Origin of the sequence: Bartonella sp. AP88XZML (assembly GCF_042195565.1) — a bacterium.
In the GTDB taxonomy this organism is placed as follows: Bacteria; Pseudomonadota; Alphaproteobacteria; order Rhizobiales; family Rhizobiaceae; genus Bartonella.
Genome location: NZ_JBHIOQ010000104.1, coordinates 1 through 20,329, shown reverse-complemented (window position 1 = coordinate 20,329; position 20,329 = coordinate 1). Strand labels below are relative to the sequence as shown.

Below are 20,329 nucleotides of genomic sequence, written 5' to 3'. Positions count from 1 at the left end.
TTCTTAATGAATGAAGCAGAAATATTTTTTCAATCCACTCCATGGTTTATTTTCCTCATATCTTATCTCATTGGCTCGATTCCATTTGGTCTTCTTTTAACGAAATTGTTCAAAATTGGTGATATAAGAACAATCGGTTCCGGCAATATTGGAGCAACAAATGTTTTACGAACAGGAAATAAAAAGCTTGCTGCTCTAACACTTCTTTGTGATATGTTGAAAGGAACTATCGTTGTTTTCGTTATAAAGTTTTTTAGTGATCCGCTAGACAATAGTATCCTTGTTTCTCTAGCAGGCTTTTTTGTTTTCTTAGGACATCTTTTCCCCGTATGGCTTAAATTTAAAGGTGGCAAAGGTGTTGCTACCTATCTAGGAGTCTGCTTAGGAATCTATTGGCCTGCAGCAATTATTTTTATTATTGTATGGATAACGATTTTTCTCCTCATGCGTTATTCTTCATTATCTGCGCTTATTGCTGTTACGATCACACCGATATTTGTTTTTTATTTTTCCGATTCTTATTTCTATTGTATGCTGATTGTGATGAGCGTATTTGTGTTTATAAAACATTCTGCAAATATCGGTAGATTATTAATTGGGGAAGAAAGTAAGATTGGCACGCAACACGGAGATAAATAAAGGAATCCTGCTTACTGATCGTCAACGTCTAAGCTGGTTACGGTTATTGCGTAGTGAAAATATTGGAGCTGTTAGTTTTCGCAATCTCATTGATCATTATAAAACAGCAGAAAAAGCTCTGGCAGCACTGCCAGAGCTTAGTAGAAAAGGTGGTGGTTCTGTATCTATTAAAATAGCAAGCTTAGAAGATGCAGAAAAAGAAATGCAAGAGGCTGAAAGATTAGGTATCCGGTTTATCGGTATGGGAGAACCAGATTATCCAGCTTTTCTTAAGGTTACAGAAGCTCCTCCGCCGCTTATTGCTATCAAAGGTAATGTTTCAATTTTTCAAAAAACTTCTATTGGAATTATAGGTTCTCGAAATGCTTCAGCTGCGGGAAAAAAGCTTACGGCTCAATTTGCGCGTTTTCTCGGAGAAGCAGACTTTGTAACAATTTCTGGGCTCGCTCGTGGAATTGATAGCGTTGCGCATCAAGCAAGTTTAAAAACAGGAACTGTTGCAGTCATGGCTGGAGGAATTGATCATATCTATCCTCCTGAAAATAAAAAGTTGCATGAAGATATTATTGCCAACGGTGGAGCCATCATCAGCGAAATGCCCATTTCTTGGAAGCCGCGTGCTATCGATTTTCCAAGAAGAAACCGTATTATTGCAGCTCTATCACTTGGTCTCTTGGTTGTAGAAGCAGCCCTGCGCTCAGGGTCCTTAATTACCGCACGTCAAGCAGCTGAAATGGGACGGTTAATTTTTGCCATTCCCGGTTCTCCACTTGATCCAAGATCTGTTGGTACAAACAATCTTATCAAAGACGGTGCTCTACTCACCACACATCCTTCTGACATTATAGAAACACTTACGCCATTAATTTTACCGCTTCCAAATTCGCAACTCAATTTTTTTGAGGAACCATCCTCTTTACAACTTGAAAAGGAGAATTTTAATTTAGCAGATGAAAAAAACAGCAGCCTCTCTTTAGCAGATGATGATGACGCAGCACGTGCAGCAGTTTTCTCCGCTCTTTCAACAACGCCAATCGACTTAGACACACTCAGTATCCACTCCGGTGTTTCACTCCCAACTCTCTACCTCTTGTTGGTAGAACTCGAGCTTGCTGGAAAGCTTATTCGACACTCTGGTGGTTGTGTGTCATTGTCGAATCTTGATCTTCCCCAAGAGCCTCAGCACTATTAATAATGCTTTGCCCTTCTTTGGCAACCATATCCAAAAGCAATGCTAAAAGCGGACTGTGCGCCTGACGCGCCATCTGATTCATTTGCTTTGACATGTCTGTAATATATTGGATAACTTTTAAATGATTTATAAACATAATCCTCTATCCTTGAGCATTTCCCCTCCTACCTCTCAATAGACGTTATCTTAGTATTTCGCCGTATGTTTTTGTAATAACAGTGGAAAATAAATCGTGTAATTCTATATAGGGTGTACTCTAATAATGACAATCATAAGTTGTACAATATTCATGTTTTTTATATGGCTAATATTTTTTTATGTGCTCTTAAGCAATTGGCATTAGCTATTCGCGTAAAAGGCGTTTATAAAAAAATTTTTATTTCAATATTTGGGTAAAATTATGAATATCGTTATCGTTGAATCTCCAGCAAAAGCAAAAACAATTAATAAATATCTTGGGTCTCAATACAAAGTTGTCGCATCATTTGGACATGTTCGTGATTTGCCTGCAAAAGATGGTTCTGTTTTACCGGATCAAGATTTTTCTATGAAATGGGATATAGATTCTGCTGCCGCTAAACGTTTAAATGAAATAGCAAAAGCCGTTAAAGAAGCTGATAGCCTTATATTAGCAACAGACCCTGATCGTGAAGGGGAAGCTATTTCATGGCATATTCTGGATGTTCTCCGTCAAAAAAAAGTTTTAAAAGATAAACCTATTAAAAGAGTTGTCTTCAATGCCATCACCAAAAAGTCTGTGCTTGATGCTATGAACAATCCACGTGATATTGATACATCACTTGTAGATGCTTATCTTGCACGTCGCGCTCTTGATTATCTCGTTGGTTTTACACTTTCACCTGTTTTATGGCGTAAACTCCCTGGTGCGCGTTCAGCAGGACGCGTTCAATCGGTTGCTTTGCGTATTATTTGTGATCGTGAATCAGAAATAGAACATTTTATCAAAGAAGATTATTGGTCCATTACAACACAGTTAAAAACCATCCGAAATGATAGTTTCCAAGCAAGATTGACAATGTTTAATCAAAGAAAAATAGGCAAGCTTGATATTCAATCTCAAGAACAAGCAGACCAAATTCGCTTTATGTTGGAGCAAGCCCAATACCATACACTCAGTGTTGAAGCAAAACCTACAAAGAGAAATCCTTTTCCTCCATTTACAACCTCCACACTACAACAAGCAGCTTCTTCAAAATTAGGATTTTCAGCTTCTCGCACTATGCAAATTGCCCAAAAACTTTATGAAGGCATTGAAATTAATGGTGAAACGGCAGGGCTTATTACTTATATGCGTACCGATGGTGTGCAGATAGCACCTGAGGCTATTGATTCAGCAAGAAAAGTTATTCATGAAACTTTCGGAAAAGACTATATTCCTGAAAAGCCACGTTTTTATTCAACAAAGGCAAAAAATGCACAGGAAGCACACGAAGCGATCCGTCCAACAGATTTTCAACGCAATCCTAGTCAAGTCCGTAATTTTCTCGATAGCGATCAAGCAAAGCTCTATGAGCTGATATGGAAGCGTGCTATTGCCAGCCAAATGCGCTCTGCTGAAATTGAACGTACAACTGTTGAAATTGAAGCACAGACAGGAGAAAACTGTGCAAATCTACGGGCAACAGGATCTGTTATTCGCTTTGATGGCTTTATTTCCGTCTACACGGATCAACGAGACGAAGAAAATAATGAAGAAAATGAAACAACACGTTTACCACAAATAAACACTGGTGAAGCACTTACAAAAGAAAAAGTTGAATCTGTACAACATACCACAGAGCCCCCTGCTCGTTATTCTGAAGCTTCATTAATTAAAAAGCTTGAGGAGTTAGGAATTGGTCGTCCTTCAACTTATGCATCCACATTGGCGACATTGTGTGACCGTGGATATATTGTCATTGATAAACGAAAGCTTATTCCCGATGCCAAGGGACGTATTGTTACAGCCTTTCTTGAAAATTTTTTTAATCGCTATGTAGAATATGGTTTCACAGCAGATCTTGAAGAAAAGCTGGATCTTATCTCTGATGGCAAACTTTCTTGGAAAGACGTATTGCGAGATTTTTGGGATGGATTTAATGCATCTATTATCAATATCCAAGAACTCCGTATAACTAATGTTCTTGATGCTTTAAATGTAACATTAGCACCTCTCGCCTTTCCTGAACGCGAAGATGGAAGTGATGTACGTTCCTGTCCTCTTTGTAAAAATGGTCAATTATCATTAAAACTTGGGCGTTATGGTGCTTTTGTTGGCTGTTCCAATTATCCCGAATGTAAATACACACGCCAACTTGGTACAGATACTGGAGAAGAGAATGAAGCTGTACGCAATGATGAACCTGTTATACTTGGTATTGCCCCTGAAACAGGAAAAGAGATCTCTCTTCGTAATGGCCGGTTTGGTCCCTATATTCAACTTGGTGAAAGCAAAGAAGTTAAGCGTGCAGGATTACCAAAAGAATGGCAGGCAGAAAATGTAACCCTTGATAAAGCCTTGGCTTTACTATCCCTTCCCCGTGAAATTGGCATTCATCCTGAAACTGGAAAAACAATCACGGCTACGATTGGACGATATGGTCCCTATCTTAGCCATAACGGAAAATCTGCGCGCCTTCTTCATGCAGATGAAGTTTTTGATATTGGTATCAATCGCGCTGTTACAGTATTAGCAGAACAACAAGAAAACAAAACCAGGCAAAGCAGAACAACACCTGAAGCATTGGCAACATTAGGAGAGCATCCCGAAGGAGGAACCATTACCGTGCGCAACGGGCGTTATGGTCCTTATGTCAATTGGGGTAAAATTAATGCAACATTGCCAAAAGATAAAGATCCCATTAGTGTAACTCTTCCAGAGGCACTAGAACTTATATCGGCTAAAGCATCGAGTAAAAAAACAACTTCAAAAAGAGCTTCTTCTAAAACAAAAGCAAAAATAAAAGAGACATAAATTTTGGCTAAAGGTGAAAAAAACATAAAATATCTCTCTTCATTCAAGGGGAAAACTTTTCCCAATAAGGAAGCAATCCTTTCCTTTATAATTGAGAATCCTAACCACTCAAGTAAACGAGAAATCGCTAAAGCTTTTAACTTAAAAGGCGATTCTCGTATCTGGCTTAGAGATATGTTACGTGAGTTAAAGGATCAAAATCTCATATCTAAACACCACAAAAGAGCAATAAACAAAGGAAAATTACCCCCTGTTACTTTAGTGAAAATTAGTGGACGTGATAAAGATGGAAGTTTTATTGCAAAACCTCTTGAATGGGAAGATTCTCCAAAGCCCAATATTGAAATACACTCTTTTCATCACATAAAAGGAAGTAATATTGGTGTTGGAGATCATATTCTTGTAAAAGTTTTTCGAAATAAAAATTCTGAAAGCTTAAGTCATCCTTATACGGGACGAATTATTCGTAAAATTGACGTATCTCCCAAAAGCGCATTTGCTATTGTACGAAAATTGGAAAATAATCAATGGCGCCTTGATCCTATAGACCGCAAAACCAATGAACTCATTGTTGAAATGTCTCCAGAAATGAAGATTCAAATTGGTGATCTCGTTGAAGTCGAAATAAAAAAAAATACTGGTTACGGATTAAAGAGCGCAAAAATAAAGAATGTTTTAGGGCACATTAAGAGTGAGAAAACACTCTCAATGATAGCGCTTCTTTCGAAAGGAATTCCTTATATTTTTCCTGAAAGTGTTCTTGAGCAAGCCAAACATATCAAAGCTGCCAATATGGATAATCGTGAAGATTGGCAACAATTACCCTTTATTACAATTGATCCACCAGATGCAAAAGACCATGATGATGCAGTTTATGCAACCAAGGATAAGGATCCAGCAAATAATGATGGTTGGATTATTATTGTAGCCATTGCAGATGTTTCTTATTATATCAAAACAGGAAGCGCTTTAGATAAAGAAGCATTGAAACGTGGAAATTCTGTTTATTTTCCCGATACCGTTGTGCCAATGTTACCTGAACGCCTTTCTCATGATTTATGTTCTCTGCGTGAAGGAAAAGAAAGACCAGCTTTAGCCGTTCGTATGATTTTTGATGCAAACGGTAATAAACGAAAACATAGTTTTCATCGTACTATGATTCGTGTAAGAGCCAAACTTTCTTATCAAGAAGTACAATTGGCAATTGAAGGTAATATAAATGAAAAAATAGCCCCTCTTTTTGAGAGCATTTTGCACCCCTTATGGGAAGCCTATGCATGCCTTAAAGCTGCGCGAAATCGTCGCCAACCACTAGAATTAGAAATTGCAGAAAAAAAGATTATTCTTGATCAAAATGGATGCATAAAAGATGTTGTGAGTGAAACACAATTAGAAGCGCATCGTTTAATTGAAGAGTTTATGATACAAGCCAATATTGCAGCTTCTGAAACATTAAAACAACATCACCAGCCGCTCATTTATCGTATTCATGAAAAACCTTCTCTTGCTAAGCAAGAAATACTTCGGAGCTTTCTTCAAAGTTTGGGGATACCACTCTCCCGCGGAAGCGAACTTACCTCAGCGCGCCTTAATAGAATTTTAGAAAAGGTCGCTCATACTCAACAACAAGAACTAGTCAATCAAGTTATTTTGCGTTCACAATCACAAGCAGAGTACAACCCTAAAAATAGTGGCCATTTTGGTTTGAATTTGCAGAACTATACACATTTTACATCACCAATCCGTCGTTATGCTGATCTCATTATTCATCGAGCACTCATTAAAGCTCTCAAATTAGGAAATGATCAATTAACAGATACACAAGAAAAAAATCTTGCAGAAATTGCTACGCAAGTTTCTTTATACGAACGCCGTGCAATGATGGCTGAAAGAGAAACGATAGATCGGCTTGTTGCTCACTATTTAACGAATAAAATCGGTCGTATTTTTACAGGCCGCATTTCCGGAGTTACAAAAGCAGGTCTTTTTATCTCACTTGATAAACTCAATACAGATGGTTTTGTCCATATTTCTACACTTAAAAATGATTATTATCATTTTGATGAAGCACAACATGTTCTTGTAGGACAGCGTAGCCATAAAGGCTATCAGCTCAGTGATGTTGTAGAAGTAAAACTTATAACGGTACAACCTTTTGCTGGCGCTTTATGCTTTGAACTGTTAACAAAACCTCGTCCAATAAAATTTTCACCGACATCCTACCATAAAAACAAATTAAAAAAACAAAAGTATACTCTTTATGGGAAAAGAAAAAATTAAGCTTCTTGCCCTCAATTAAATAGAATATGAATAATAAATTCAATTTAAGAAATGACTTATATTATATAATATTTATATTATTTTATATATACAATATTCTTTCTCTAGTATACAAGAGGATAAATTTTATTATTAAGTCTATAATAACCATATAAAAATCTTGCAGTTTTTTATACTTAGAAAATGAGAGAAACTGCAAAGGATAGTTTTGGCTTCCTTTCATTTCAGCTCATCTTTTCATTGTTTAAATAAACAAGAGTACCTTAAGCCATTCTCATGAAAAAAAAACCTTTTGACTCTCAAAATAATTCTTTGCGTGCAATTATTGCCGCTATTGCAACCATTGGCACTGTTGGAACAGCATTGGCAATGGGAACACAACTTGTTTCTCTTCTTATGGCAGAGAAAGGACTTTCCAACAGTACAATCGGCTATAGTGGAACAGTTGGTGGAATCGCCACAATTATTGCAGCTATTTTTACGTCTCGAATCGCCTTATGCTTAGGAATCGCTCAAACAATATTACTTATGATGGCGATAGGATCTTTAAGTTTTTTAGGATTCTATTTTTTTGATCCCATATGGGTTTGGTTTATTTTAAAGTTTATATTACATTTCAGCATGACAGTTATGTTTATCCTGTCAGAGTTTTGGATCAACAGTTATGCTCCCCCCAAAAAACGCGGTTTGATCCTTTCTATTTATGCTATTGTCTTAGGATTAGGGTTTATAATAGGTCTAACGCTGCTAGCAAAAGTGGGAACACAAGGATTTATTCCTTTTGCTGTTGGATATAGCCTTATTATGCTTGCTACTATACCAATTCTTACCGCTTGGAAATTAAGTCCAGAATTTCAAAAAAATCAATATATGCCATTTTTTCGTTATCTTTTTCACGTTCCAAGTGCAATGATGGCGGTCCTTGTTTACGGGGCCATTCAAATGGGCGTATTAACTCTTATAATACCCTTTAGTTTATCCATTGGTTATAATGAGAATGAAGCAGCACATTTTATGGCAACCCTTGCACTTGGGAATATTTTCCTCTTAATTCCTATCAGCATTATAAGCGACTACGCCAAAGATCGACGCTACCCACTGATGAGTTGCGCTATTCTAGGTTTTATAGGAACTTTTATAGTACCATGGATTCTTCAATATCCATGGATTCTGATGCTTGATTTGTTTTTTCTGGGTGGTGTATCAGCGAGCCTTTATACAATTAGTCTTGCACATTTAGGAGCCCGTCTCAAGGGGCAAGAACTTGCTGCTGCTAATTCTGCTTTTATTTTTTGTTATGGAATTGGTATGCTCATCGGACCGACCTTTATCGGAAAATCCATGGATATCTTTAAACCCTTTGGTTTTTCAATAGCCATGGCTGTTTTTTTCGGTTTATATGTCATTTTGGTGTTTGTCCAACTTATGAGAAAATTAATCAGCTCTTGACTTTTTTGAGAACATCCGTAGTGTTGCCGGAAAATCTGATGATGTCGGAAATAAATTTTGACAGAAATAATATTTTTTCAGTATAAATAGGGTATTTACATTATGGCTAAAGCAGCAACCATTAAGATCAAGCTTTTATCAACTGCAGATACTGGTTTTTTCTATGTAACAAAGAAAAACAGCCGTACAATGACAGATAAAATGAGCAAGCGTAAATATGATCCAGTTGTAAAAAAGCACGTTGAATTTAAAGAAACAAAAATTAAATAAATAAAATTATTATTAAATTGATAGATTTTATACTCCAAAAGAAATGTGGGAGTATTGCTCTTCAAAGTTATTTTTTGAGGGGTGTTTTTTTTATTTCCTTAAGTTTAAAAAGTTTACTTTAAACTTTGTATGTTTTGTACGGATTTGGATAAGTTGATTTATTATTTAAGTTGCTTACATATATTTTGCATGAGTATTTGATTATTGTGATATCTAACGAAAATTTTGTCATTAAAACGAGACATTGTTTCGTCATATGAATAAAGCTTCTCGGATGAATTATAAACAATACTAAAATAGAGTTATAGTAATGTTAGCAGTTTCTTTATTTCATGAAAAAATCTTTTTCTCATTTTGATCTAAGAATCTTTAATCTAAAAGTTATCGGTTTCAGTATTTTTGTCGCTGCTAGCATTCTTATCATTATGTCAACTTATTTTAAGCAGACTCAACGGTTGCCTCAAAAAGAAAATTTTTCTTCTCAAAACTCTGTTAAAGGAAATGCTTTAATTATTGATGGCGATACCATTATGATTTCTTCAATTAAGATTCGACTAGCTGGAATTGATGCTCCTGAACTCCACCAATTTTGTGGAAAAAAGGAAGCACGCTACCCTTGTGGGCTTGAAGCAAAGAAATATTTAGAACAATTATTAAAAAATCAAATTGTTACATGTCACTGGCAAAAAACAGATAAATATCGCCGTATTCTTGCAACATGTAAAACAAAACAAGTTAGCAATATCAACGCAACACTTGTACATAATGGTTGGGCTGTAAATTATTATGAATACCCCAAAGAAGAGCAAGAAGCTAGGAAGAAAAAGAAAGGAATATGGGTATCAAGTTTTCAACGACCAAAAGAATGGCGCAAAGCAAATCCTCGCACAGAATAAGAAAAATATTTTTTAATTTTATTTACTAATGAAACAATGTAGCCCAATTATCAAACTTGAAAAAGAGATCTATTCCTGTCGTGTTTGCGTCCAACAACCCCATTATTTTCCTCCTCTTCCTCATGAACCAAACCCTGTCGTTTATTTATCCGATACTGCTTCGATTGCAATTGCAGGCCAAGCACCAGGGTTGCGTGTCCATGAAACTTCTATCCCTTTTAATGATCGCTCTGGTGAAAAATTGCGTAATTGGCTGGGTGTCACGAAAGAAGAATTTTATAATAAATCTCTTTTTGCTATTGTTCCTATGGGATTTTGTTTTCCAGGTTATGACAAAAATAAAGCTGATTTACCACCAAGACGGGAATGTCGAGAAATATGGCATGAAAAGATATTTCAGGCAATGCCTCAAATAAAGCTTGTTCTTGCTATTGGCAGTTATGCGCAAAAGTGGCACATTACAGAATTAAAACATAAAACCGTTTCTGCAACTGTTGGTGATTGGAGAAATATTCTTTCCATTCCTCAACCTCGAGGCTATAATGTTATGCCTTTGCCTCATCCGTCATGGCGAAATACTTCTTGGTTACAGAAAAAACCATGGTTTAACGATGAGCTTATTGTATATCTGCGTCGTTTAGTGCGTAAATTTTTATAAATTAAAATATTGAGAAAAAATATGGATCGTCTTGACCGAAAAATTTTACATCTTTTGCAAGAAAATGCGACACTTTCTGTTGCTGATATTGCTAAAAAAGTGGGGCTTTCTACCACTCCTTGCTGGCGTAGAATTCAAAAACTTGAAGAAGATGGCGTCATTCAACGTCGTGTTGCTGTTCTTTCTCCAGAAAAAGTAAACGCACACGTCACTGTTTTTGTGTCTATTCGCACAAATACACATAGTCATGAATGGTTTAAGCGTTTTTCAAAAATTGTGCAAGAATTCCGTGAAGTCATTGAATTTTATCGAATGAGTGGAGATATTGACTATTTATTGCGTGTTGTTGTGCCCAACATTGAAGCTTATGATCTTTTTTATAAAAAATTAATTTCTAAAATTGACATCCGTGATGTCTCTTCTTCTTTCGCAATGGAACAGATTAAATATACAACAGAACTTCCACTTAATTATATTAAATTACACGACAAGACGCATGAACAAAGCTCTTAAGATTTTTTATATCCGTCTTATGATCTTTTAGGCATTCAAACTTTCTTGTTAAAAAACCACCATTTGTGCATGTGTTAAAACAGCAGCTTTGACAATACCAGCTGCTATAGCTGCTCCTGTCCCTTCACCAAGACGCATCCCCAAATCTAGAAGTGGTTCTTTGCCAATTTTTTTTAAAAGTTTACGATGAGCTGTCTCAGAAGAAACATGTCCAACAAGGGTATGATCAAGAGCTTTTGGATGCATTTTATAAAGAACCGCTGCTGCTGCTGTTGCCACAAAACCATCTAAAATAACGGGTATTTTTTCTATTCTTGCTGCTAAAATAGCACCAACCATAGCAGCAATCTCACGTCCTCCTAAGCGACGCATTATCTCAAAAGGATCATTAAAATAATCCTTATGCAAAGAAATGGCTGTCTTAACCGCTGCAATTTTACGCTGATAAAAATCACCTTCTGATTCCATACCATTTCCTGTCCATTCTTCCACTTCCCCTCCAAACAATGCTAAGCATAAAGCTGAAGCTATTGTTGTGTTTCCAATTCCCATTTCTCCAATACATAAAAGATCTGTCCCACCCGCAATGGATTCCATTCCAAATGCCATTGTAGCAGCCGCACTCCGCTCATCCATTGCGGCATCCTTCGTAATATTCATTGTTGGATATTCCAATGCTAAATCAAAAATTTTTAATCCAAGATCATAAGCAATACAAATTTGATTGATAGCAGCTCCACCAGAGGCAAAATTTTCTACCATTTTTTGTGTCATAGATTGTGGAAATGGTGTAATATTCTCCTCTACAATACCATGGTTTCCAGAAAAAATAGCAACCAAAGGTCGCGTTACGATAGGTTTTTCTGTACCCCTCCACCCCGCATACCAAACAGCAATATCTCCTAGTTTTCCCAATGTTCCTTGCTCTTTTGTTAAGTTTTTTTGCCATTTTTTTGCCAAAATTATAGAAAACTCATCAGCAACAGGTAAATTTGTAAGCAAAGCACGAAAATCATCAAATGGACTAGCGATCATAAGGATACCTTTTAAAATCTACAATGTTTATGAAAATCACGTCATATATACAGGATATGAATAATTTATTGTTTTTTTAACAGTGCTTTAAAAATGTTAAATACTATGAAAGCAATAATTTCTACATTCTATTTTCTACCCCAATAACAAACGTGCAAGATTCAAAATGTTATTAATATCTTATGACTACTTTACAGTGATACCCTTAAGCTATTTTTTATTTAATAGGCATAATCAGCATGCCGTTTAATATATAAATTCTAACATTCTTATTCATAATAAAAGTTATAAACTTTCAAAAACTTATAAAATTGAAGGGATCAAAATTATCGCAAAGAAATCAAAACGCAAAGGATCTCAACTTTAATATATGTTAATTGTCTGACTGTTATTAAATGAGAGCATAAAAAGCTTCTTTTAAAGTACATATATCTGCGTTTGGTTTTGTCGCATCATTTGATAGTATTTGCCGCCATCGACGTGCCCCACCCCGCCCATGAAATAAACCAATCATGTGACGCGTCACATGAGAAAGCCGTCCCCCCGATGCAATATGTCGAGCCGCATAATCACACATAACCTCAATAAGATCACTCTCACTTAGACTATTCTGCGACTCACCATAGAGTTCAAAATCAATATGTTTTAACAAAGTTGGATCATGATAAACTTGGCGACCAACCATGACAGCATCACAGAAAGTTAAGTGTTCTTTGATCTCATCAATCGATTTAATTCCACCATTTATCCCAATGAATTTATGAGGATATTGACCTTTTAATTTGTAAACCCTTTCATAATTAAGGGGCGGAATATTGCGATTTTCTTTCGGACTCAATCCTTGTAGCCATGCCTTGCGTGCATGTATCCAGAGCGCATCACATCCAGCATTCCAAACCTGATTAGCCAAAAGATCTAACGCTAACTCTTCATCTTGTTCGTCCACTCCAATCCGACATTTGACAGTTACAGGTATAGTAACCTCTCGTTTCATTGCTTCTACTGCATTTGCCACAATGTCTGGATGTAGCATCAAACAAGCTCCAAAGACCCCTGCTTGAACACGATTTGATGGGCAACCAACATTGAGATTTATTTCGTTGTAGCCAAAATCCTCAGCAATTCGTGCAGCTTCTGCTAACTTTTTCGGATCTGCCCCCCCTAATTGTAATGCAACTGGACGTTCTTTGTCGCTAAAAGCCAACAATTGTTCACGAACACCATGAATGACAGCATCTGCTACCATCATTTCCGTATAAAGGAGAGCTTTTTTCGTTAAAAGACGATAAAAAAACCTGCAATGTCGGTCTGTCCAGTCCAACATTGGTGCTACTGCAAATTTTATAGGCGATGGAAGGTTGTAAAATATCATGAGGGTATTACTCTCATGTCCCTATAGCTCTCTCTTTATACATAAAAAAATACTTACTTTTAGTTTACGGAAAATTTTATTCTCTTATACTATCATGAGTATAATAACAGCTCATTATTTCCAATTGATATCAAGGTTTACTACAATCAATCATGCCAAAACACAATATCGCATTTCTCATAGATTAGTGTTCAGGTATATAAACATGAAAAAAGAAGATTTTTACTATAATATAAAAATCTCATTTATAAGTTCTTCTTACGCTCTTCAAGCCTCTCCCCTTACATGATTTAGTACAGCGTTTAAGATAATAAATGCTAAACTAACACATTATACAATTTTTCATGATCGATTTAATTTTCTTTAGATTTTTTTAACTCATTGTGCAAATAAACGATACAGAAAGTAGCTTTATCTTCTCCTAAAGAAGAAAAAAACCTTATTTCACACGAATCTAATTATAAATTATTTTTTATCAATGAGTTCTTTTTGGTGATATTCTTAGATTTCACTTTATAAGATAGACAAATTTCATCTTAAATATTCTATCTAATTTTGCCATTTTGTGATTCTTGCAAAAAAAAACTAAAATCAGGGTATAGACAACCATTGCCTTTTTAATATCTATAACTAATATCAGTATCTCTCGAAGGAAAATATTTTACAATATTGCAGATACAATTTGTAAAATGAAATGATCATAAACGTTGTTCAATCTCTTGTTGGCTTTGCATATAGGAAGAAAGAGTATCAACCTCTTGTTCATTAAATAGGAGCCCCAGTTTTGAACGACGCCATAACACATCTTCACATACTTTAGCCCATTCTTTTTCCATCAACCATTTTACTTCTACTTCATAAAGCCCATGTCCAAAATTTTTTCCTTTATTTGCCTTACCATGTGCAAAGATCACCAATGCTTCCGTACCGTAGGAGCGTGCAAGCCTGCGATGTGTAAAAGCATCTAAATCTGGCATTAAAAGAGCAATCCTATTTTCGATTGTATCTAATTTGTTATAGGGAAAATCACCCCCTGGAAGTACTGCCTTAGCCGTCCATGATGCTCCCTTTTTACCAAGCTCTTTTTCAACAAATTTCATCGCATCTTCAGCCAACTTACGATAAGTTGTAATCTTTCCACCATAAAGATTAAGTATCTTTGGTGTCGTTCCTGTTCCCATTTCTTTTAAAACATAATCGCGCGTAATTTTTTGTGCTTTTGAAGCTCCATCATCATAGAGTGGACGAACTCCAGAGTAAGACCAGACAATCGTTTCAGGCAACACTGGTTGTATGAAATATTCACTGGCTGCTGCACAAATATAATCAATTTCTGTATCAGTAATATGAACGTCAGCCGGATCTCCTTGATAATTACAATCTGTTGTTCCAAGTAAGGTAAACTCTTCTTGATACGGAATAGCAAATATAATACGCCCATCACCATTTTGAAAAATATAAGCACGATCATGAGTATAAAGCTTGGGAACCAAAATATGAGAACCTCTAACAAGCCGTACTGGTGGATGTTCTTTACAATCTAATATGCTTGCCAAAACATGATCAATCCAAGGTCCTGTCATATTCGCGATATAAGAAGCTGTGACACTATATTCTTTGCTACTTAACTTGTCTTGAAGAAATATATGCCATTTATTGTCTTCTTTTTTTAAAGAGAGAACTTCTGTTCGTACTTTTATATCAGCTCCCCACTTTTCTGCATCACGAGCATTGCCAATAACTAAACGCGCATCATCTACTCTTGCATCAGAATATTCAAAACCTCTCTGATATTCTTTCTTCAGTGTAGAGCAAAATTTTTGTGAAAAATTAATCGTTTTACTGCGCCACAATTTCTGATTCCAATTCCCTAAATAATCATAAATAAAAAGTCCAAAACGCAACATCCAAGCAGGGCGCAATTCTTTATGATAAGGAAGGAGAAAACGCAAAGGACGCACAATATGTGGAGCCATACGTAAAATGATCTCGCGTTCTTTCAATGCTTCACGAACAAGTTTGAACTCATAGTGTTCAAGATAACGAAGCCCACCATGAATAAGCTTTGTTGACGCACTTGAGGTCCCAGATGCAAGATCGTTCATTTCAGCCAATCCCACTTTAAATCCGCGTCCTGCTGCATCTCTTGCCAATCCACAGCCGTTTATCCCTCCTCCAATGATAAACAGCTCATAATGTGTTGTAGTTTTCATAATTTCACTTTTCATTATTTAATTTTGTTTCTCAGTATTCAATAAAGCAACAGGAAAAAATAATACAAGTGTTCTTCATTGTATTATCAACGTACTTTTTCTTAAAATAAACACGCACAAAAAGCTTTTGATATCCTTATACATCAAAACAACATTTGACAAATTAAAGAGAATTTTTTTATCTTTTACAAAACATAATCCTTGCCAAGCCAAGGTTCATCATATGAAATCTTTTTAGAGAAAAATTGATGTTTTTTCTCATTCTTAAAGATACACTATAACTAAATGCTTCATTGCACATAGATAGCACTTTTCATATAGTTCACTCAATGACACCCTAGAAAATGTGAAGGTATCCAAATGAATTATCACTCTCAAAACTCGAAAATAACACTTCTTTCAAAAATTTTAGTCATAGTTATGTCGAGTATTTTAATCTTTTTACCTTCTTTATCAAACGCAACGTCACGCTCAAAAACAGCAAATGATTTAAGCTTAGAAAAGCTTAAATCACAACTTTTAGAAGATTCTAGCTTTTTATCTAAGCTTAAAGAAAAAATGATACCACATACTGATTCTCATCATATTCAACAAATCGTCAGAGAGTATCTTCTTACTCATCCAGAAATTATGATTGAAATGCAGCTTATTCTTCAAGATAAGCTGGAAAAACAGAATGAATACGAAAACCAAAAACAAACTTCAGTCATTCATTCATTAGAAAAAGAGATTTTTCATTCTCCTCATGACGCTGTTTTGGGAAACCCAAATGGTAAAAGAGTGCTTGTCAATTTTTTTGATTACAACTGTGGATATTGTAAAATTTCCTATTCAAATATAGAAGACTTGATAAAAGAATATCCAGATTTAAAGGTTATTATCAAGGACTTACCAATTTTAAGCTCTGATTCTATGGCAGCCCATACTGTTGCCTACGCATTTCGAAAACAATTTCCAGAGAAATATCCTCAGTTTCACAAAACGCTTTTAATGTATCAGGGTCGTGCAAATGAAGCTAAAGCTATTAAAGTAGCTGTTTCATTAGGAGCAGATGAAAAAAAACTACATAATGCAATACAAGATCCCACTCTGCAAAACGCTTTTAAAGAAAACATTCAAATTGCCTCTGCACTTCATATTACGGGAACACCTTCTTACATCATTGGTGATAAAATATTCATCGGCGCTGCCAAACAGGATATTCTAAAACAAGCGATAGATAATACACAGTGAATACCTGATCCGTTTTAGGAAGAATACTGTAAATGAGGTAATTTTATGCTTTCTCTTTTTTGATAACAGGCTTATAAGTGCAATTTTGCGTAAAGCAGATACAAGTTTTAAATTGCAAAGTATAATGATTTAAAGGAAATAAAAATCTTTAAAGCCTCAAAAGATGTCATCCCTAATCTAGAGATATTCGGTCATAAAATGAGATAATGACGATCTTCATTGATCAAGGAGTTAGAAATAAAATGGCAACAAAAAAAATGGATTCGGCAAAAAACGCAATTGATACGAAAATTATTCGTGATCTTGCTGAAATTTTGAATGATACAAATTTAACGAACATTGAAGTTGAACAAGGGGAGCTTCGTATTTGTGTCTCACGCCAAAATACCTTAACTTCTTCTGAGCAAGCAATCTATGCTCCTGTTTCTACTCCTACTTTTTCTGTAACATCTTCTCCAGTTCCAACAGCTGAATCTCCTATACAATCTATCCAAGAAGATAGATCAAAAAACACAATAACCTCTCCAATGGTTGGAACAGCTTATCTTGCACCTTCACCAGGCGCGCAACCTTTTGTAGAAGTAGGGCAAAATGTTTCTGAAGGGGAGACATTACTTATTATTGAAGCCATGAAAACAATGAATCAAATTTCATCACCGCGCTCAGGTACGGTAACCACTGTTCTTGTCAAAGATGGTCAACCTGTTGAATTTGGTGAACCACTTATTATTGTTGAATAAAGCGAGGGGCAACCATGATTCGAAAAATCCTCATTGCTAATCGAGGAGAAATTGCTCTTCGCGTTTTACGTGCATGTAAAGAACTTGGCATAAAAACCGTGGCTGTTCACTCTACCGCTGATGCAGATGCAATGCATGTTCGTCTTGCTGACGAAAGTGTTTGTATTGGCCCTCCTCCCGCTCGTGATTCTTATTTGAGTATTCAGCAAATTATTGCTGCTTGTGAAATTACAGGAGCGGATGCTGTTCATCCAGGTTATGGCTTTCTTTCTGAAAATGCAAAATTTGCAGATGTTCTAGAAGCCCATGATATTACATTCATCGGTCCAACAGCTACTCACATCCGAATCATGGGCGATAAAATCGAAGCAAAGAAAACCGCCAAAAAACTTGGTATTCCTGTAGTTCCCGGTTCAGATGGAGCAGTCACTGAAGAATCAGATGCTTTACGCACTGCTCGTGAAATTGGTTATCCCGTTATTATAAAAGCTTCTGCAGGTGGTGGTGGACGTGGTATGAAAGTCGTTCATTCTGAACAAGAATTTTCTATAGCTCTCAAAACAACGCGTTCAGAAGCGAAAGCTGCTTTTGGTGATGACGCTGTTTACATAGAAAAATATTTAGAAAAACCCCGTCATATTGAAATTCAAGTCATAGGTGATGGTGCGGGAAATGCTATTCATTTAGGAGAACGCGATTGTTCACTTCAACGACGGCATCAAAAAGTATGGGAAGAAGCTACATCACCTGCACTTAATGAAACTGAACGGAAAAAAATTGGAAGTATTGTTGCAAATGCCTGTGCCCAACTTGGATATCGTGGAGCTGGTACTATTGAATTTCTTTATGAAAATGGCGAATTTTATTTTATTGAAATGAATACACGTTTACAAGTCGAGCATCCTGTAACTGAAGCAATTACAGGTATAGATTTAGTCCACGAACAAATCCATATTGCATCAGGCTGTAAGCTTTCAGTAACACAAGATGAAGTCTGTTTTTCTGGTCATGCCATTGAATGCCGTATTAATGCAGAAGATCCTATTAACTTTACGCCATCACCTGGAACCATTACACATTTTCATACACCTGGAGGTTTAGGGATTCGTGTTGATTCAGGCGCTTATTCAGGTTACCGTATTCCTCCTTACTATGATAGCATGATTGGAAAGCTGATTGTTCATGGACGTACCCGTTTAGAATGTATGATGCGTTTACGGCGTGCTTTAGATGAATTTGTCGTCGATGGGATAAAAACTACACTGCCTCTTTTTCGCGATCTTATTAATAATCAAGATGTTGCTGATGGTAATTATAATATTCACTGGCTAGAAAATTACCTTGCTCATCAATCAAAGTCTTCAGATTCGTAATTCGATAGCAAAACGGTGCATTCTTATAAAAGATTCTATAAGATATCAACATAAGGATAGTTCCAACCTTGCTGTAAAAAGTGGAAAAAAGGAAATAAATTGGTTATTTTTTATATAGTTTTCTTTTAATATGCATAAAATTTAATAATTTTCTGTTTTCCTTTTTGTTAGTTTGTGCTAACTCCTACATGGTTATGCCCTTATAGCTCAGTTGGTAGAGCACCTGATTTGTAATCAGGGGGTCGGGAGTTCGAGTCTCTCTGGGGGCACCATTTTATTTCTTAAACATATTGAAATATATAGTTTTTTTCTTTAAATAGCTATTTTCAGACCACCTTTTAGACCACCTTCTACAGTTTATATAATTTTACCTAATTTGTTCTTATTTGCTCCGTATTTTTCTTTGGAGTAAAAGCTAGGATCTCTTTTTTTCTCCATCTCACTGCTCTCCCTAGCTTATATGGCTCCGGAAACAACCCCTGAAGCACCCAATTGCGAATCGTTGTTGTGGATACACTAAAAAGCTGTGCACACTCACGTGTCGTTACATATCTATCTCCATCATCAAATATCATCTCATTACCTTTCTCTTTTTTATATTAATTAAATGGGTGGGAGTGCTGGAAGGCATGTGAAGCACTCCAACTTTTAAAAATTTGCAAGTTTATTTTTTAGATGTGCTTAATTTCATATTTCCAATCAGGCAATTGAGTAAGAGCTAATGCGAGTTGTCCTCTATGACACATGCATACATTGGCTTCAAAACAGGTGATTGCAACGCGCTTTTTGTTTAAAAACATTTTATATAATTTGTTTATTGCACAAGAATTATTCTTGAGAGTTGTATTTTGATAATCTTCAAAAAGGCGGTCATAATCTTTTTGTGTTTTCAAATTTCTTCGTTTTTCAGAAGCAATTCCAAGTTCAGGCATATGCATATATTCAATATCAATATTGCTCACAGCTTTCTCTAATCGTCTTTTCGAAAATCCGTGTTTTCTACTTATTGGATTTTTACGAATATCACATAAAGTTTTGATATTGTTTTCTATGAGACAACTAAGATAATTCTCAAGGGACTTACCTTCATAGCCAATGGTAAAAAAACAAAATTCCTCATCTTTAGCAGGCTGTATGATAATATGTTTGGTGTTACACACGTTTAATTTCCTTAGTAAATGGGTGGGAGTGCTGGGAGGAGAGAGCACCCCCATAGGTTTAAGCAGCTTTTGCCAAAATCTTTTGCATCTCTTGTTCTATTTCCCCTAAAAAAATCTCGACCGCTTTATTGATCTCTTCAATGTGTTTCTCATCACGGAGGACGCGTTTGACTTTCATTCTCAAACCAGTAGATTTGCCTACAAAGTTTGGATTATAGCTCATGAAATCACACCATTTACGTCCAGTGCATGCCATTTGGAATTGCATTTGTGCGTGATATTCTGGTTTAATTTCGTCATATATAAAAAAACGAAGATGGGTTGTTGATTGT

The 20,329-nt window shown here is 35.9% G+C and carries 18 protein-coding genes, 1 tRNA gene and 1 pseudogene; 13 read left to right on the top strand and 7 right to left on the bottom strand.

Annotated features, from left to right (window positions below; all coding sequences use genetic code 11):
• Positions 1-6 precede the first annotated feature (6 nt).
• Together plsY and dprA are read left to right on the top strand one after the other, a co-directional pair.
• Complete coding sequence (plsY, locus tag ACFIK2_RS09205) at positions 7-639, top strand: glycerol-3-phosphate 1-O-acyltransferase PlsY (RefSeq protein WP_375634647.1); 633 nt, start codon at positions 7-9, stop codon at positions 637-639.
• Positions 596-1,831 (top strand): DNA-processing protein DprA, encoded by a 1,236-nt coding sequence (gene dprA / locus ACFIK2_RS09200; protein WP_375677209.1) that lies wholly within the window; start codon positions 596-598, stop codon positions 1,829-1,831. Before plsY ends, dprA begins: the two co-directional genes overlap by 44 nt.
• Here dprA and ACFIK2_RS09195 read toward each other — a convergent pair.
• On the bottom strand, positions 1,761-1,967 hold the full coding sequence (locus ACFIK2_RS09195; RefSeq protein WP_005773510.1) for a hypothetical protein: 207 nt from the start codon (positions 1,965-1,967) through the stop codon (positions 1,761-1,763). The genes dprA and ACFIK2_RS09195 overlap by 71 nt on opposite strands.
• Before the next feature lie 264 nt (positions 1,968-2,231).
• Here ACFIK2_RS09195 and topA point away from each other — a divergent pair, with 264 nt between their 5' ends.
• The 7 genes from topA to ACFIK2_RS09160 all read left to right on the top strand — a co-directional run bounded on the left by topA (position 2,232) and on the right by ACFIK2_RS09160 (position 10,871).
• Positions 2,232-4,805: a type I DNA topoisomerase gene (gene topA, locus ACFIK2_RS09190; RefSeq protein ID WP_375634137.1), complete on the top strand. Its 2,574-nt coding sequence runs from the start codon at positions 2,232-2,234 to the stop codon at positions 4,803-4,805.
• Between the two features lie 3 nt (positions 4,806-4,808).
• The gene (gene rnr / locus ACFIK2_RS09185; protein ID WP_375677208.1) at positions 4,809-7,085 is read left to right on the top strand and encodes a ribonuclease R; all 2,277 of its coding nucleotides are present in this window, start codon (positions 4,809-4,811) and stop codon (positions 7,083-7,085) included.
• 276 nt (positions 7,086-7,361) lie between these two features.
• On the top strand, positions 7,362-8,534 hold the full coding sequence (locus tag ACFIK2_RS09180; protein ID WP_375634644.1) for an MFS transporter: 1,173 nt from the start codon (positions 7,362-7,364) through the stop codon (positions 8,532-8,534).
• A 102-nt stretch (positions 8,535-8,636) separates the two neighbouring features.
• Entirely contained in the window at positions 8,637-8,804 is a 168-nt protein-coding gene (gene rpmG, locus ACFIK2_RS09175; RefSeq protein ID WP_004864083.1) for a 50S ribosomal protein L33, read from the top strand.
• 332 nt (positions 8,805-9,136) lie between these two features.
• Positions 9,137-9,700 carry a thermonuclease family protein gene (locus ACFIK2_RS09170; RefSeq protein ID WP_375634643.1) on the top strand — a complete coding sequence of 188 codons (564 nt, stop codon included), beginning with the start codon at positions 9,137-9,139 and terminating at the stop codon, positions 9,698-9,700.
• Between the two features lie 28 nt (positions 9,701-9,728).
• Complete coding sequence (locus ACFIK2_RS09165) at positions 9,729-10,358, top strand: uracil-DNA glycosylase family protein (protein ID WP_375634145.1); 630 nt, start codon at positions 9,729-9,731, stop codon at positions 10,356-10,358.
• A gap of 21 nt (positions 10,359-10,379) precedes the next feature.
• Positions 10,380-10,871: an Lrp/AsnC family transcriptional regulator gene (locus ACFIK2_RS09160; RefSeq protein WP_375608344.1), complete on the top strand. Its 492-nt coding sequence runs from the start codon at positions 10,380-10,382 to the stop codon at positions 10,869-10,871.
• A 48-nt stretch (positions 10,872-10,919) separates the two neighbouring features.
• Here ACFIK2_RS09160 and cobT read toward each other — a convergent pair whose 3' ends face one another.
• The 3 genes from cobT to glpD all read right to left on the bottom strand — a co-directional run bounded on the left by cobT (position 10,920) and on the right by glpD (position 15,506).
• The gene (cobT, locus tag ACFIK2_RS09155) at positions 10,920-11,906 is read right to left on the bottom strand and encodes a nicotinate-nucleotide--dimethylbenzimidazole phosphoribosyltransferase (protein WP_375634147.1); all 987 of its coding nucleotides are present in this window, start codon (positions 11,904-11,906) and stop codon (positions 10,920-10,922) included.
• A 391-nt stretch (positions 11,907-12,297) separates the two neighbouring features.
• Positions 12,298-13,278 carry a tRNA dihydrouridine(20/20a) synthase DusA gene (dusA, locus tag ACFIK2_RS09150; protein WP_375634149.1) on the bottom strand — a complete coding sequence of 327 codons (981 nt, stop codon included), beginning with the start codon at positions 13,276-13,278 and terminating at the stop codon, positions 12,298-12,300.
• Between the two features lie 698 nt (positions 13,279-13,976).
• Positions 13,977-15,506, bottom strand: a complete 1,530-nt coding sequence (gene glpD, locus ACFIK2_RS09145; RefSeq protein WP_375634151.1) for a glycerol-3-phosphate dehydrogenase — start codon at positions 15,504-15,506, stop codon at positions 13,977-13,979.
• A 345-nt stretch (positions 15,507-15,851) separates the two neighbouring features.
• Between glpD and ACFIK2_RS09140 the strand changes: the two genes are divergently transcribed.
• The 4 genes from ACFIK2_RS09140 (at position 15,852) to ACFIK2_RS09125 (ending at position 19,109) form a co-directional block, all read left to right on the top strand.
• Positions 15,852-16,724 (top strand): DsbA family protein, encoded by an 873-nt coding sequence (locus ACFIK2_RS09140; RefSeq protein ID WP_375634153.1) that lies wholly within the window; start codon positions 15,852-15,854, stop codon positions 16,722-16,724.
• A 242-nt stretch (positions 16,725-16,966) separates the two neighbouring features.
• Positions 16,967-17,464 (top strand): acetyl-CoA carboxylase biotin carboxyl carrier protein, encoded by a 498-nt coding sequence (accB, locus tag ACFIK2_RS09135; RefSeq protein ID WP_375634155.1) that lies wholly within the window; start codon positions 16,967-16,969, stop codon positions 17,462-17,464.
• A 14-nt stretch (positions 17,465-17,478) separates the two neighbouring features.
• The gene (accC, locus tag ACFIK2_RS09130) at positions 17,479-18,837 is read left to right on the top strand and encodes an acetyl-CoA carboxylase biotin carboxylase subunit (RefSeq protein ID WP_375606916.1); all 1,359 of its coding nucleotides are present in this window, start codon (positions 17,479-17,481) and stop codon (positions 18,835-18,837) included.
• Between the two features lie 196 nt (positions 18,838-19,033).
• Positions 19,034-19,109, top strand: a tRNA-Thr gene (locus ACFIK2_RS09125).
• Positions 19,110-19,208: 99 nt separating this feature from the next.
• Here the strand turns inward: ACFIK2_RS09125 and ACFIK2_RS09120 are convergent.
• The 3 genes and pseudogenes from ACFIK2_RS09120 to ACFIK2_RS09110 form a co-directional block, all read right to left on the bottom strand.
• A complete protein-coding gene (locus tag ACFIK2_RS09120) occupies positions 19,209-19,412 on the bottom strand; it encodes a helix-turn-helix transcriptional regulator (RefSeq protein ID WP_375606917.1) in 204 nt (67 codons plus the stop codon).
• 96 nt (positions 19,413-19,508) lie between these two features.
• Entirely contained in the window at positions 19,509-19,997 is a 489-nt protein-coding gene (locus ACFIK2_RS09115; RefSeq protein WP_375639663.1) for a DUF488 family protein, read from the bottom strand.
• Positions 19,998-20,055: 58 nt separating this feature from the next.
• A pseudogene (locus ACFIK2_RS09110) lies at positions 20,056-20,329 on the bottom strand (exonuclease); the annotation flags it as partial.